This is a genomic window from Arthrobacter sp. TJ-58 (assembly GCF_058269295.1).
On record NZ_JBZCNM010000001.1, the window covers coordinates 527,689 to 540,992 of the forward strand.

Genomic DNA, 13,304 nt, shown 5'->3' on the forward strand with positions numbered 1-13,304 from the left:
CGCCTTCAGGGAACGCAGGGGAGACATGGCTGATTGGAATGAAGTGCTCGCAGCGGTGGGTACAGCGCTTGGCGGGGACACCGTGGAAGGCAAACGGGTGCTCACGGCAAGCTGGGACAACACTGGGCGACGGATACCTCCGCCGTGGGCAGGTTGAACTGGCGGGCGAACACTGGGAGGCCGGCACATCGCACTGCCCGGATCTGCCGGAGGACGGGTACGGCGCTATGATCCGGAACGGCCTGGACAATCTGGGGAAGCGTATTTCCGGTGCCCGGGATCGAGAAACATCCGGCGGTGTCAGCCGAGCAGTTCCTTGACCGCCTGATCTATGAAGGCCGTATCGGCGGGGTTTTTCCCGCCGCCGGCAAAGTGTCCCCAGATGCCGGGAATTACCCGCACTTCGCTGTTGGGGATGTATTCGGACGCCCACACCTCATCCTCCGGCGGAAAGTAGAGGTCCTTTTCCGCCGGCATCTGGAGGGTCCGGGCTCGGATGGACTCAAGCGCGGCAATCGTGTCCCCGTCGAAGCCGGGTGTCTTTCCCACATCTCCGTGCTGCCAGGTCCAGAGCATAGTGAGCAGGTTGTTGGCGTCCCGGTTGTCCAGGAAGAAGTCTTCCCAGAAGCCCACCAGGAAGTCCTCCAGCGAGGTGAACCCCAGCTTCCGCCATTCCTGGTGCCAGTAGAAGGCCTGGGAAAAGCCCCAGCCGGCGTAAACGCGCGCAGCCGCCCGCAGGCCGATCTTCGGCTCGGCCTGGTACCACCCCTGCTGCCACGCTGAATCAGCGGTGATGGCCGCCCGGACCGCTTCGAGGAAAACGATGTTGTGCGGTGCCGTTCGGGGCGAGCCGCAGAAGGGAAGCAGTGCGTCCATCATGTCCGGATAGCTGACGCCCCATTGGTAGGTTTGGCCAGCACCCATGGACCAGCCCAGCACCAAGCGCAGATGGTCAATTCCGAAGTGCTCCGTCACCAGGCGGTGCTGGCAGGCGACGTTGTCAAAGAAGGTGATGTCGGGAAAACGAGGACCGTTTGAGGGCTCGGGGAAATTGCTGGGGGAGGAGGACAATCCGTTGCCGAGCATGTTGGGCACCACGATGAAATACTTGGTCGGGTCCAGTCCCATTCCTTCCCCGATAAGCCATTCATTGTCCCAGTGGCGACCGGAGAACCAGGTGGGGTAAAGGATGGCATTGCTGCGGTCGGAATTCAGAACGCCGTACGTTTTGTAAGCCAGTTGCGCGTTCCGCAGCGACATGCCGGACTGCAGCAGTACGTCACCGAGATCGTAAACGTCGTGATCCATGGTCATCGCGTCCCTCCCCTGTGGCTGCGGAGTGTCCGTGTCACTGCGGACGCAGCGGCATCAGCCGATGTTCCACAGCATGATCCCACCCTCATCCGCCGGTTACGTCAAGGGTGGATGCGCTCCTGGGCGCCCTTTCCCTGACCGGGCTCCACTGCGGTGTCGGCTTCGGCAACCCCGAGCAGGCGCAGGGCCATGCGGCTGTGGTGCTCACCGAGTTCGGCGGCACTGAGCCGCCCGTCTTCCCGGTACCACCGGGACACATCGATGCACAGGGACAGCAGGGTGACCACCGCCATTCCCGCATCCGGAACTGCGAATACGCCCTGTTCCAGGCCTGCCTCGACAAGCGCGCGGAATTCTTCTTCCACCTCATGGCGCATTCGGAGGACTTCGGCCAGATGCTCGGCGCTCAGAGCAGGAAGCTCAAAATTCACCACGCGGGAACTGGTGTGATTGGCCGCCTGCCACTGCACCAGGTTTCGCACCAAAACGGCCATTCGCAGGGCCGGGTCACCCGCTACGGAAGCGCTTTCCCGAACCAGGGAAAGAGTTTTCTCGTGGCCCAGTTTTGAAATGCTGTAGAGGAGATCTTCCTTGGAATTGTGGTGCACATACACGGCACCCGGAGTTACTCCGGCACCGTTGGCGATATCCCGGGTTGTGGTGCCATGGAAACCCTTGGAAGCAAAGGCGGCCGTGGCCGATGAGAGCAGCCGCTGTGCCGTATCAGTCATGGCCGATGCCCTCCCGTTGTTCCGGTCTTACAAGTTGCAGTCGTCGCAGTTCCGATTGGCGGCATTGCGTCCGCACGGCGCCCAGGCGCACTAACTAAGCGATCAGCAACCACCCTAGCAGTGGCACCTGCTCCTGGCACCGCCGTCGCATCCTCACCGCTTCGGCGCTTTCCCTAGCCGGAACACCTTGTGGTTCCGACCCGGAGGACTAAACTTCTCCGATATTACGCATCAAGGATGCACCGAGCCCGGAGGGCGCCGCCACGAACGGCAGCCGCCGGGAAATTCCTCCACCGGCCCTCGTCTCCGAGGTGCAGGCAGCATCCTCGCTAACGGCACCAACGGATCCAGACAAGGAAGTCATCCATGAAAATTCGTTCGCTTGCCGCGGCCGCGGCCATCAGCACGCTTGTCCTGACCACCGCCTGCAGCGGCGGAGACAGCGGCGATGGAGGTTCCTCCGACGCCGCCGGCAGCGGCGGGGAAACCCTGACTTACTGGGCCAGCAACCAGGGCACAAGCCTGGACAATGACAGGGAAGTACTGACTCCCCAGCTGGAAAAGTTCACCGAAGAAACCGGCATACCGGTGGAACTTGAGGTGATTGGCTGGAATGACCTCCAGACCCGCATCCAAACCGCCGTCACCTCGGGCCAGGCGCCCGACGTCGTCAACATCGGCAATACGTGGGCCGCGTCCCTGCAGTCCACCGGCGCCTTCATGCCCTTTGACGACGAGGCATTTGAAGCCATCGGCGGCAAGGACAAGTTTGTCCAGGCAGCCCTGGATACCGGCGGAGCACCGGGGGAGGACCCCACCTCGGTTCCGCTCTACGGTTTGGCCTACGGGCTGTACTACAACAAAGCCATGTTTGAGGAGGCGGGGCTGACTCCGCCCACTACATGGGAAGAACTCGTCACCTCCGCGAAGGCCCTCACCACCGGCGACCAGTACGGACTGGCACTGGCCGGAGGCAGCTACACCGAGAACGCACACTTTGCCTTCATCAATGCGGCCCAAAACGGTGCTGACCTCTTCGATTCTGATGGCCAGGCAACGTTTACATCCGACGGTGTGGTGGACGGCATCAAGCGCTACCTGGATCTCATGCAGACCGACAAGGTAGTCAACACCTCCAACGTCCAGTATGAAAACGCCATCCGGGCCGTCAATGACTTCGCCACCGGCAAGGTGGCCATGATCCTCAACCAGAACAACGCGAACAACAGCATTGCGGCCAACGGAATGACCGCCGATCAGTACGGTGTGGTGGCGTTCCCGGCGCCGGCTGATTCCGACACGGATATTGCCAGCCATGTCGCGGGCATTAACCTCTCCGTCTTTGCCAATACGGACAACGAAGACGGAGCCATGAAGTTCGTGGAGTTCATGACCAGTGAGGACACGCAGACCGCACTGGGACGTCCGTTTGCATCACTGCCGGTCCTCACCGGTGCACAGCCCAATTTCACGGACAATGCCGAAGAGGCCGCAACCTTCGCGGATATCTACGCCACCAAGTCCAAGCCGCTACCCCTGGTACCGGCGGAAGACCAGTTTGAAAGCACCGTCGGCAATGCGATGAACCAGATGTTCGCCACCATCGCCTCGGGCGGAACGGTGAGCACTGACGACATCCGCAACGCCATGCAGACCGCGCAGGAGCAGGTAGCAGCGGCAGGCTGATCCAGTGTCCCGGGTCCGCGAGCGCGGACCCGGGACGGCTTTTCCGGTGCAGGCAAGGAAAGGGGAGTGGGCTGTCATGGCCACTGCGATATCCGCTGAAGAAACCAAGGCTCCGGACGGCCCGGTCCGAAAGCCCCGCAGGCCTCGGCCGGCCGGATGGTGGCTGCCCTACGCACTGTTGGCCCCCGCCGTCGTTTTTGAACTGCTGATCCATGTGATTCCCATGTTCACCGGTATATGGATGAGCTTCCTCAAACTCACCAGGGCTTTCATTGCCAATTGGGGAGAGGCTCCCTTTGTGGGCCTCGCCAATTACCAGGTGGCACTGGACTTCAATGCGGCCGTGGGTGAAGCGCTGCTGCGTTCTTTCCTGATCACGTGCGGCTTCACCGTCCTGGTGGTGGGACTGGCCTGGGGCATGGGTATGGCGGCGGCGGTTGCCCTGCAGAGGAAGTTCCGGGGACGCGGCCTGTTCCGCACGCTGTTCCTGGTTCCCTACGCCCTGCCCATGTACGCCGGCATCATCGCCTGGAAGTTCATGCTGCAAAAAGACACCGGCGCCGTGAACCACTTCCTCTACGACAACCTGGGGTTGGGCGGGGACAAGCCCTTCTGGCTGATCGGTGACAACGCTTTCGTCTCCATTGTGGTGGTGGCCCTGTGGCGGCTGTGGCCCTTCGCCTTCCTGATGCTCATGGCCGGCCTGCAGTCCATTCCCGACGACGTCTACGAGGCTTCAGCCGTTGACGGCGCCAAGCCGCTGCGCCAGTGGGCTTCCATCACGCTGCCCATGCTCCGGCCGGTGAACCTGGTACTGATCCTGGTCATGTTCCTGTGGACGTTCAACGACTTCAACACACCGTTTGTCCTCTTCGGCACGGCCCAGCCGCCCGCCGGTGACCTGATCTCCTTCCACATCTACAACGCGTCCTTCCTGACCTGGAATTTTGGCTCCGGCGCCGCGATGTCGGTGCTGCTGCTGATCTTCCTGCTCATCGTTACCGGCATCTACCTGCTCACCATCAACAGGAGGTCACGCCGTGCGTGAAACAACCGGGGCAAAATACTTCCGCATTGTGGTCATCACTGTCCTGACCATCTTCACGGCTGTTCCCGTATACGTGATGATCACCTCGGCGCTGAAGCCGCTCTCCGATGTCCAGGGACCCTTCAGCTGGTGGCCGTCCAGCCTTACCTTTGCCCCGTTCATCGACATGTGGAAGACCGTGCGGCTGGCCGACTATTTCGTGAACAGCCTCATCGTCTCCGGCGCTGCCACCATCCTGAGCCTGGTGATAGCGATCTTCGCCGCCTACGCCATCTCCCGGTACCGCTTCCGCGGCCGGACCATCTTCTCCACCACGGTCCTGTCCACACAGATGTTTCCGGGCGTGCTGTTCCTGCTTCCCCTGTTCCTGATCTTCGTGAACATCAACTCCACACTGGGCGTCCAACTGGTCGGAACCCGGCTGGGACTGGTCATCACCTACCTGACGTTCTCCCTGCCGTTCGCCATCTGGATGCTGTCCGGATACTTTGACGGCATTCCCCAGGAGCTGGATGAGGCAGCGAAAGTGGACGGTTGCGGGCCGATGGGCGCACTGCTGCGCGTTGTTCTTCCCGCCGCCCGTCCGGGCCTGATTGCGGTGGCCATCTATGCCTTCATGACGGCCTGGGGAGAGGTCCTGTTTGCCTCCGTGATGACCACTGACGCGAACAGGACGCTAGCGGTGGGGCTACAGCTGTATTCAACGCAGACCAATGTCTATTGGAACCAGATCATGGCTGCGTCCCTGGTGGTCAGCATTCCCGTGGTGGTGGGATTCCTCCTGCTGCAGCGCAGCTTCGTTGCCGGCCTGACGGCGGGAGCCATCAAGTAGGCGGCGGCTATTTGACCCGCAGTCCCAGGATGCGGCCGGTGTTCCCGGCGGCGGGGTCCATGACCTGGGGCCACTGGGCCGTCATGATGAACAGGAGACCGCCGTCGTCGCCCCCGGCGGCACAGGAGAAACAGCCCTGCTCCAGCTGGACCGTGTCCCGAACTGTCCCGCCCCGGTCAACCCGGACGCAGCGCTCACCGGGCACTTCGGCAACCCAGATGCCGCCGCTGCCGTCCCAGCTGATGCCGTCCGGAGCGCCTCCTGCCAGATCCGCCCACACGGAACCCTCACTGAGGCTCCCGTCCTCCAGAATGGTGAATGACGTGAGACGTCCGGCATTGGATTCCGCCACCACCAGCATCCTGCCGTCCGCGGAGACCAGCATGCCGTTGGGGAAAGCCAGTCCCTCGGCCACCTGGTCCAGTGAACCGTCCGGCCGGAGCACGGCAATAACCCCGTTGTCCTGCGCATCGCCGGAATAGTCGTAGCCGATTCCGTTGACGTAGAGGTTCCCCGAGGGATGTGCCGCGATCTCGTTCCACGGATACTCGGAGATTCCCTGCAGATCGGCCAGGGGAACCAAGCCGGCATGGGGAATCTCCAGGAGGACCGTTGCATCGCTGCCGGACACCACGGCCATGCGTCCGTCCGGCAGCCAGTCAAAGCTGATGGGGGAGGACGGCACGCCCGCAACCCGGCGAACGGTCCCTTCAGCGTCCAGCGCCGAGATGGTTCCCGCCATCCAGTCCGCGAACCACAACTCGCCGAGGTGCCAGCGGGCAGATTCTCCCATTCCGAGTCCTGATACGAGGGTTTTCGCTTCGGCCATTTCCGCGCCTCTTTCCGTCCGTCACGGTGAACCCGCCGTGGAATTTCCAGTATGGCGCGGGAGCATGCCCGCGAACAGGGCAGCGCAGGAACCAGCATTTTCGAGAAACCGGCTCTGTCCCCGCACCCGATATGATGAGTGGCTGGTCAACGGGAGCAACCCGACCGCGCGGTCTTTCGCCCGCCGGCACCGTTCACCAGCTTCCATCCCCGAGAGGACACCCCCGAATGAGCCTGATCCGGCTGCAGGACGTCACCGTTGGCTTCGACAAGACGCAGATCCTGCGTGAGGCCTTCTTCCGCCTGGAACCGAAGGACCGGGTGGGGCTGATCGGCAAGAACGGTTCCGGCAAGTCCACGCTGCTCAAGCTGATCCTGGAACAGGTGGTTCCCGACTCCGGCACGGTCACGCTGGAACAGGGCCTGAAGATCGGCTACTTCTCCCAGTTCTCCGAGCTCAACGGTGAATCCACCATTACCGAGGTCCTGGACGCCCTGTTTGTGGAGATTAAGGCCACCGAAGCCGAGCTTGCCTCCATCGACGAGGCCATTGCCGCAGATCCTGAGCCCAAGGCGCTGGACAAGCTGATCCGCCGCCAGTCGGAACTGTTCGAAACCATGGACCGGCTGGACGGCTGGGACTATCCCCGGCGGATTGACGCCGCGCTGACCACTCTGGGTTTCAGTGAAGCGCACCGCACCTGCCCCATCGACGCCCTCTCCGGCGGCTGGCGCAACCGCGCTGCCCTGGCCAAGATCCTGCTGGAAGCCCCGGACGTGCTGCTGCTGGATGAGCCCACCAACTACCTGGACGTAGCCGGCGTGGAATGGCTGGAAGGGTGGTTCCGCGACTTCCGCGGCGCCGCCGTCGTCGTCTCCCACGACCGGAAGTTCCTGGACGCCGTGGTGACCCGCATCATCGAGGTGGAGAACTACCATCTGCACGAATACCCCGGAAACTTCGGCGAATATGTGATCCAGAAACAGTTCCGGCTCAAGGCGCTGGCGTCCCAGTTTGTGCACGAATCCGAGCTTCTGGCTTTTGAGGCCGAAGGGATTTCGGACCGACGAGAGGCAGCTAAATCCGGCAGCGGCGCCCTGGACAGCAAGCTCGCGAAGATCAAGAAGGCCCGCGCGCCGCGGCCGGTGGACCAGATCATCACGGAAATCTACGGCGGGCTGCACGTCAAGGACAACCTGTGCCGGGTGGAGTCCGTGGCCAAGTCCTACGGGGACAGGACGCTTTTCCAGGACCTGAGTTTCGAGATCCGCCGCGGTGACCGGCTGGTGGTCCTGGGTTCCAACGGCAGCGGCAAAACCACGCTGCTGCGGGTCCTGACGGGCGAGGAAAAGGCCGACGCCGGCAAGGTGGTGTGGGCAAACGGGGCGAAGATGGTCTCCTACAACCAGGTGCTGGCGGAGCTCGACGACGACGACACCGTCACCCACTCGGTCAACGCCATGCCCGACAGCTTGGCACTGACCGCCACCAAGAAATCCGTCAACCGGTTCCTGACCATGTTCCAGTTCTCCGAGGCGGACCTGAAGCAAAAGATCGGCAACCTCTCCGGCGGGCAGAAGGCGCGGGTTGCCATGGCCCAGTGCCTGCTCTCCGGCGCCTCCGTGCTGCTGCTCGATGAGCCCACCAACCACCTGGACCTCTCCAGCACGCAGGTCATGGAACGGGCACTGCTGCATTTCCCGGGAGCCGTGGTGGTGGTCAGCCACGACCGGTTCTTCACGGACAAAATCGCCAACCGGCATCTGGTGTTCGGTGCCGACGGCGCCGCGCCCGGAGAGATTGACCTGCGCGTCGCGTAGGCGGTCCTTCGGCGGGAGGCCGTCTCTCATGGAGAGCCGGCGAAACTTCTTTACCGCCACGTCATCGCTGTGCGTCACCGGACCGGGGGGCCGGGCCCATATCCTTTGCCTCGGCGGCGGCATCCCATCGATGGTCCTGGGTGTGGTGAAAATTTCCCTGCTGGTGGAAGTGTCCGCGGCCGTGCTGCTGACCGCCCGCTTCTGGCTCGGTTACAGCCAGCCGCCGGCGGAGGCCCTGTGGCTGCCGCTCCTCTGGTCCATGAACGCCAGACTTATCCTGGCCGGAGCAGCGGCGCCGTAGACAGCTCGTTCAATCATCGCCGCCGAAATCCGAGGCCGGCTGTATCTCCAGGTGCTCAATAAGACCCTGCCTCTCCAACCAAGTACTGGTCCAGATGGGCATATCGAAACCGCACCGTAGTTCCATGCCGCCACGGTAGGTGGCATCAATGAGTGCTCTTCGCCACATTCTTCCGGACGGATTTGACCTTCTCACTTATGGGAAGGTTGCACGATTGTTTCGTGAGTTCCCGAGATCTGTCCGCTCTGCCCGAGCCTGCTGTCGCGCACGAGCGGATTTCGGCCCCCACACAGCGCATCCACAACTCGCAGAAGTCTTTTCGACGATCTGGTGGAACGCAGCTCGACTACTCGTTCCCGAATCGCCCCCCATGCACGCCGGAAACTCGCCGTCGAGTGCGGATACACGATCCTGCGGCCGACTCCGTTTCCGAGACCCTTCCACAATCAGGAGAGCCCCATGCCGGCACCAAGCCCAAACGAGTCCACCTTAGAAGCCACTCCTCCAGGGACTGCTGACGGCACCCGCCCCGTCGGGTCCGATGATCGGATGGCGCCAGGCAGCGCGATGATCATCGGGCTGCTGATGGTTTCAACCTTCGTTGTCCTGCTGAACGAAATGATGCTCGGCGTAGCCCTGCCGACGCTGATTGCCGACCTGGACATCACTCCCACGACCGGTCAGTGGCTGACGACGGGTTACTTGCTGACATTGGCCGTGCTTATTCCTGCTACCGGGTTCGTGATGCGAAGGTTCACTACCCGTGCGATCTTCCTTGGTTCCATGACGCTGTTCCTGATCGGTACGGTCATCGCCGTTATCGCTCCGGGATTCAGTGTCCTCTTGGCCGGACGCATCATCCAGGCGGTAGGCACCGCGGTGTTCGTGCCTCTGCTCATCACGACCACCATGCGCCTGGTGCCCGTCTCGCGCCGGGGCAGGATGATGGCCCTGGTCACGGCGGTTCCCGCCATCGCCCCGGCGGTCGGCCCCGCGGTCTCCGGGCTGATCCTGTCCCAGCTGAGCTGGCGGTGGCTGTTCATCCTCATGCTGCCGATCATCGTCGCGACATTGATCCTCGCTGCCGTGAAGCTGCGGAACGTCACCGTACCTGAGCGCGTAACTCTGGACGGGGTCTCTCTGCTGCTGTCCATCATCGGTTTCGGCGGCTTGGTCTTCGGGCTGGCATCCATCGGCGAGTCAGTCTCCGGCCATGCACCTGTCGCGCCGTACATTCCGATCCTCATCGGAGTGATCGGCATCGGCGCGTTCGTCTATCGTCAGATCAGGCTGCAGAGGCACCGGGAAGCATTCCTGGACATGCGAATCTTCAAGACACGCGGCTACGTCCTGCCGACGATCGTGATGACCTTCGTCGCAATGAACGGCTTCGGAGTTGTCCTCGTTCTACCTTTGATCCTGACCGCCGTCCTCGGACTGAACACCCTGCAGATGGGCCTGTTCCTCTTCCCCGGGGGAGCCATGATCGCGATTGTCTCTGCACTGGGCGGGCGAATCTATGACAAGGTGGGGCCGAAGCCGCTGGCGATTCCCGGCTCGATCATCTGGGCGGCCTCCATCTGGTTCCTGACCACCATCAACGAAAACACCAGCGTATGGGTGGCTCTGGGTACGTATCTGGTGATCACCGGAACTCAGGCCTTGATGTGGGCTCCGATGACCACGTCAGCCCTGGGCTCATTACCAGCCGAGCTGTACTCCCACGGCACCGCGGCCTTCTCTACTGTCCAACAACTGGCCGGCGCCGCCGGCGGCGCGATCCTCATCTCCGCCTTCACCATTGGAGCGAACGCAGCCCACGCCGGAGCGCTCGACCTCGCCCAGAGCACCGCCGCCGGACGAAGCGCATTCACCGTCGCCGCGGTTCTCGCACTCGGTGCCGTCATCGGCACACTGTTCGTCAGTAAGGCCCGCCCCGCGACAGACGAATCCTGAGCAGAGCTGTGACGACAAAGCCGGAAGCGTCAGCGAGACGCTTCCGGCTCACTTGCCTCGGGATATCAGTGCTCTATCCCGCATGTGCTGATTGGTGCGGAGAGACGGCAGCACGGTCGATCGCTTCGATGTATCGGGTAATCGAGTCGCGGTTGTGAATGAGGAAGTCGATCTTCTCCGTCATGCGGTCCCGCTCCGTGGACAGGAGCTCGCGCAGCCCGGGTTCGGCGTTCCTCACAACGATCGTTTGTGGCTTATCGAGGCACGGCAGGATGTCAGCAATGATGCGCGTCGGGATTCCGGTATCCACCAGGCCCCGGATTTTCATCACTCGATCAACCAAATATTCGTCATACGCCCGGTAGCCATTAGCTAAGCGACGCGGTGAAATGAGGCCCTGTTCTTCGTAGTACCGCAGCATCCGGGCAGGAACGCCGGTCTTCTTCGCGAGCTCACCGATACGCACAAAACCCTCCCCGAATCTCCGCACCCAGCACAATTTGACCTTAACACTAATGGCAACGTTGACACTGGACAAGCTGGACATCCCTAAGGCGAATCCGTGGGGCCTCATTCCCGCCACATCCTGGACACCACACCAAGCACGACGTCGAACACCATCACAAGCAGCACATGAGAACAGCTGTACGAGGAGAGCCAATGACCAAGTCACACATGATTCTGGGTATGCATCTGGGTAACGGATATGGATCGCAGGGCTCCGCCTGGCGTGCACCAGGTGTGGACCCGGCAAACTACACCAGCTTCGACGCTCAGGTCCGCTACGCCCAGGCCGCCGAACGCGGGAAGTTCGCTTTCCTGTTCCTTCCGGATTTCCCCGGTCTGCAGTCCGGTCTGGATCTCGAAGCCCCCCAGATCACCCTCGAACCCATGATGACCCTTGCAGCGATCGCCCGCGCCACGGAGCGCATCGGTCTTGTCGCCACCGGCTCTACAACGTTCAACGAACCCTTCAATCTCGCCCGCCAGTTCAAGGCCCTTGACGTGATGAGCCACGGCCGTGCCGGGTGGAACGCCGTGACGACCAGCGACCCTAACGCTGCAGCGAACTTCGGACAGGCCATCGCGCCCCGGCCGCAGCGATACCAGCGCGCCCACGAAACCATCCAGATCGCTCAGGCTCTCTGGGGAAGTTGGCAGCAGGATGCGTGGATCAAGGACCGGGATACCGGTCGCTTCGCCGACCCCTATAAGATCCAGCCCATTAACCTGCAAGGTGAGTATGTCGCCTCACGCGGGCCGCTCCCCATCCCGCCCTCTGAGCAGGGCCAACCCGTCATCTTTTCCGCCGGTGGAGGCAAGAACGGGCTCGAACTGGCCGGCCGCTACGCAAACGGCGTCATTGCAGCAGTGTTCACCATCGAGGAAGCCCGCAACCAACGCCAGGCCTACCGTGATGCCGCCCAAAGGGCAGGCCGGAGCCCGGACGAGATCAAGTTCTTCGCAGGAGTGATGCCTGCCATCGGCAAGAACAAACGAGCCGCACTCGACCGACGTGTCCAATTGGGTGTGCTCACAGCAGCATCACGCGTGCCCTACCTCGGCTCGATGCTGAACCTGCAGCTCGACGCCGGTCAACTCGATGAACCCCTGACACCCGCCCAGCTGCAGACCGCCTCACCGAGTCCTTTCGATCCCCGCTCCGCTCGAGCACTGCAGGTAGCACGGGAAGGGTGGACTATCCGCGACATTCTGGCCCACGGGGTCATCGATTACCACCCCACCCCTGTCGGTGACGCGTCGGCCACCGCGGATCACATGCAGGAATGGTTTGACGCGGGCGCCTGCGACGGTTTCTGGGTCTCTATCGACGTCAACGAAGATGGCATCGACACCTTCGTTGACGAGGTTGTCCCCCTTCTGCAGGACCGCGGAATCTACCACCGGGACTACGAAGGCAGCACCCTCCGCGACCACCTCGGTGCACCAGCCCAGTACGGGCTCGACACACGCCTCACGGATCGCGTCACATAGCAAAATCCGCTTCGATCCATTGGCAGAGGAATCGTGTTCCGGTGCGGCGGCCTACTCAGCGATCCGGGTTGCCCGCACGACGACGTCGTGAAGGACATGGCCCGTTCCGTCCGGTCCCACCACGGTGCGCTCGTGCTCTTCCGCGGTATCGAGAAGCCAAATGGCAGGGTCCAGGGCGGCGGCCACGTCGGAGACCGTGACGGTTGCTTCCGGCGGTGGCTGTTCTCCGTGTCCTGCGCCGCCGTCGTGCCGGTGCCCGACAATGAGCACCGTGCCCCCGGGGGCGACCCAGCCGGCCACGCGCCGGTAGAAGGCCAGCTGCTCCATCACCGGGTGCGCATAGTGGGTGGTGACCAGGTCGAAGGGGTGCTCGGGTTCCCAGGACACGAGGTCCGCCTCAATCCAGGTGACTTCACCGCCCAAACCCTGTGCTGCCGCCCGGGCGGCAGCCTGATCCAGGGCCGTCCGGGAAATGTCGGCACCGGTCATCTTCCAGCCGTGTTTGGCCAGCCAGATGGCTTCAGTGCCGGTTCCGCAGCCGGCATCCAGCGCCGTGCCCGGCGTCAGGTCGGCTGTCTCGTGATCCAGGTACGGATTCGGTTGGTCCGCTTCCGGTGTTCCGGGCTCAATGCCGGGCTGGGCTTCGGCGCCCTGTTCCCAGTGATGTTCCCAATAGTCTTTGTCGAAATCGTGCACCATGGCAGATCCAGCTCCTTCCGGTCCACACGGCGCGGGGAGGGGGAGCGCCGGTCGACTCATCAGCTTTGATCGTCCCGAATCCACGAGCCTTTC

General features: G+C 62.6%; 13 protein-coding genes. 8 read left to right on the plus strand and 5 right to left on the minus strand.

Translation table 11 applies throughout. From position 1 onward, the window contains the following. The first annotated feature begins 25 nt into the window (after nt 1–25). Nucleotides 26–157, plus strand: a complete 132-nt coding sequence (locus tag AC4D2W_RS02480) for a hypothetical protein (protein WP_490925328.1) — start codon at nt 26–28, stop codon at nt 155–157. Between the two features lie 143 nt (nt 158–300). Here the strand turns inward: AC4D2W_RS02480 and AC4D2W_RS02485 are convergent, their stop codons facing one another. Both AC4D2W_RS02485 and AC4D2W_RS02490 read right to left on the minus strand, forming a co-directional pair. Further along, entirely contained in the window at nt 301–1,314 is a 1,014-nt protein-coding gene (locus AC4D2W_RS02485) for an alpha/beta fold hydrolase (protein WP_490925329.1), read from the minus strand. A gap of 101 nt (nt 1,315–1,415) precedes the next feature. After that, nucleotides 1,416–2,045 carry a TetR/AcrR family transcriptional regulator gene (locus tag AC4D2W_RS02490; RefSeq protein WP_490925330.1) on the minus strand — a complete coding sequence of 210 codons (630 nt, stop codon included), beginning with the start codon at nt 2,043–2,045 and terminating at the stop codon, nt 1,416–1,418. A gap of 366 nt (nt 2,046–2,411) precedes the next feature. Here AC4D2W_RS02490 and AC4D2W_RS02495 point away from each other — a divergent pair, with 366 nt between their 5' ends. The 3 genes from AC4D2W_RS02495 (at nt 2,412) to AC4D2W_RS02505 (ending at nt 5,611) form a co-directional block, all read left to right on the plus strand. Then, entirely contained in the window at nt 2,412–3,731 is a 1,320-nt protein-coding gene (locus AC4D2W_RS02495; RefSeq protein ID WP_490925331.1) for an ABC transporter substrate-binding protein, read from the plus strand. A gap of 76 nt (nt 3,732–3,807) precedes the next feature. After that, nucleotides 3,808–4,779 (plus strand): carbohydrate ABC transporter permease, encoded by a 972-nt coding sequence (locus tag AC4D2W_RS02500; protein ID WP_490925332.1) that lies wholly within the window; start codon nt 3,808–3,810, stop codon nt 4,777–4,779. Next, nucleotides 4,772–5,611, plus strand: a complete 840-nt coding sequence (locus tag AC4D2W_RS02505) for a carbohydrate ABC transporter permease (protein ID WP_490925333.1) — start codon at nt 4,772–4,774, stop codon at nt 5,609–5,611. The genes AC4D2W_RS02500 and AC4D2W_RS02505 overlap by 8 nt, the downstream gene beginning before the upstream one ends. A 7-nt stretch (nt 5,612–5,618) precedes the next feature. On the opposite strand, the gene AC4D2W_RS02510 is transcribed toward AC4D2W_RS02505, so the two are convergent. Then, nucleotides 5,619–6,404, minus strand: coding sequence for an SMP-30/gluconolactonase/LRE family protein (locus tag AC4D2W_RS02510; RefSeq protein WP_490925334.1), 786 nt, complete (start codon nt 6,402–6,404; stop codon nt 5,619–5,621). 263 nt (nt 6,405–6,667) lie between these two features. Between AC4D2W_RS02510 and AC4D2W_RS02515 the strand changes: the two genes are divergently transcribed. From AC4D2W_RS02515 to AC4D2W_RS02525, 3 genes are all read left to right on the plus strand, one after another. Further along, the gene (locus AC4D2W_RS02515; protein ID WP_490925335.1) at nt 6,668–8,260 is read left to right on the plus strand and encodes an ABC-F family ATP-binding cassette domain-containing protein; all 1,593 of its coding nucleotides are present in this window, start codon (nt 6,668–6,670) and stop codon (nt 8,258–8,260) included. A 28-nt stretch (nt 8,261–8,288) separates the two neighbouring features. Next, on the plus strand, nt 8,289–8,561 hold the full coding sequence (locus AC4D2W_RS02520) for a hypothetical protein (RefSeq protein WP_490925336.1): 273 nt from the start codon (nt 8,289–8,291) through the stop codon (nt 8,559–8,561). Nucleotides 8,562–9,110: 549 nt separating this feature from the next. Then, nucleotides 9,111–10,517: a DHA2 family efflux MFS transporter permease subunit gene (locus AC4D2W_RS02525; RefSeq protein WP_490925337.1), complete on the plus strand. Its 1,407-nt coding sequence runs from the start codon at nt 9,111–9,113 to the stop codon at nt 10,515–10,517. Between the two features lie 73 nt (nt 10,518–10,590). On the opposite strand, the gene AC4D2W_RS02530 is transcribed toward AC4D2W_RS02525, so the two are convergent. After that, the gene (locus tag AC4D2W_RS02530; protein WP_490925338.1) at nt 10,591–10,983 is read right to left on the minus strand and encodes a MerR family transcriptional regulator; all 393 of its coding nucleotides are present in this window, start codon (nt 10,981–10,983) and stop codon (nt 10,591–10,593) included. Nucleotides 10,984–11,150: 167 nt separating this feature from the next. Here AC4D2W_RS02530 and AC4D2W_RS02535 point away from each other — a divergent pair, with 167 nt between their 5' ends. After that, a complete protein-coding gene (locus AC4D2W_RS02535; RefSeq protein ID WP_490925339.1) occupies nt 11,151–12,512 on the plus strand; it encodes an NtaA/DmoA family FMN-dependent monooxygenase in 1,362 nt (453 codons plus the stop codon). 51 nt (nt 12,513–12,563) lie between these two features. Here AC4D2W_RS02535 and AC4D2W_RS02540 read toward each other — a convergent pair whose 3' ends face one another. Then, complete coding sequence (locus AC4D2W_RS02540) at nt 12,564–13,211, minus strand: class I SAM-dependent methyltransferase (RefSeq protein ID WP_490925340.1); 648 nt, start codon at nt 13,209–13,211, stop codon at nt 12,564–12,566. Between the last annotated feature and the right edge of the window lie 93 nt (nt 13,212–13,304).

What these genes read in the sequence shown, in the direction of transcription:
- AC4D2W_RS02480 (WP_490925328.1), top strand. Translation starts at nt 26, where the DNA reads ATGGCTGATTGGAATGAAGTGCTCGCAGCGGTGGGTACAGCGCTTGGC.
- AC4D2W_RS02485 (WP_490925329.1), bottom strand. Translation starts at nt 1,314, where the DNA reads ATGACCATGGATCACGACGTTTACGATCTCGGTGACGTACTGCTGCAG.
- AC4D2W_RS02490 (WP_490925330.1), bottom strand. Translation starts at nt 2,045, where the DNA reads ATGACTGATACGGCACAGCGGCTGCTCTCATCGGCCACGGCCGCCTTT.
- AC4D2W_RS02495 (WP_490925331.1), top strand. Translation starts at nt 2,412, where the DNA reads ATGAAAATTCGTTCGCTTGCCGCGGCCGCGGCCATCAGCACGCTTGTC.
- AC4D2W_RS02500 (WP_490925332.1), top strand. Translation starts at nt 3,808, where the DNA reads ATGGCCACTGCGATATCCGCTGAAGAAACCAAGGCTCCGGACGGCCCG.
- AC4D2W_RS02510 (WP_490925334.1), bottom strand. Translation starts at nt 6,404, where the DNA reads ATGGGAGAATCTGCCCGCTGGCACCTCGGCGAGTTGTGGTTCGCGGAC.
- AC4D2W_RS02515 (WP_490925335.1), top strand. Translation starts at nt 6,668, where the DNA reads ATGAGCCTGATCCGGCTGCAGGACGTCACCGTTGGCTTCGACAAGACG.
- AC4D2W_RS02520 (WP_490925336.1), top strand. Translation starts at nt 8,289, where the DNA reads ATGGAGAGCCGGCGAAACTTCTTTACCGCCACGTCATCGCTGTGCGTC.
- AC4D2W_RS02525 (WP_490925337.1), top strand. Translation starts at nt 9,111, where the DNA reads ATGGCGCCAGGCAGCGCGATGATCATCGGGCTGCTGATGGTTTCAACC.
- AC4D2W_RS02535 (WP_490925339.1), top strand. Translation starts at nt 11,151, where the DNA reads ATGAGAACAGCTGTACGAGGAGAGCCAATGACCAAGTCACACATGATT.
- AC4D2W_RS02540 (WP_490925340.1), bottom strand. Translation starts at nt 13,211, where the DNA reads ATGGTGCACGATTTCGACAAAGACTATTGGGAACATCACTGGGAACAG.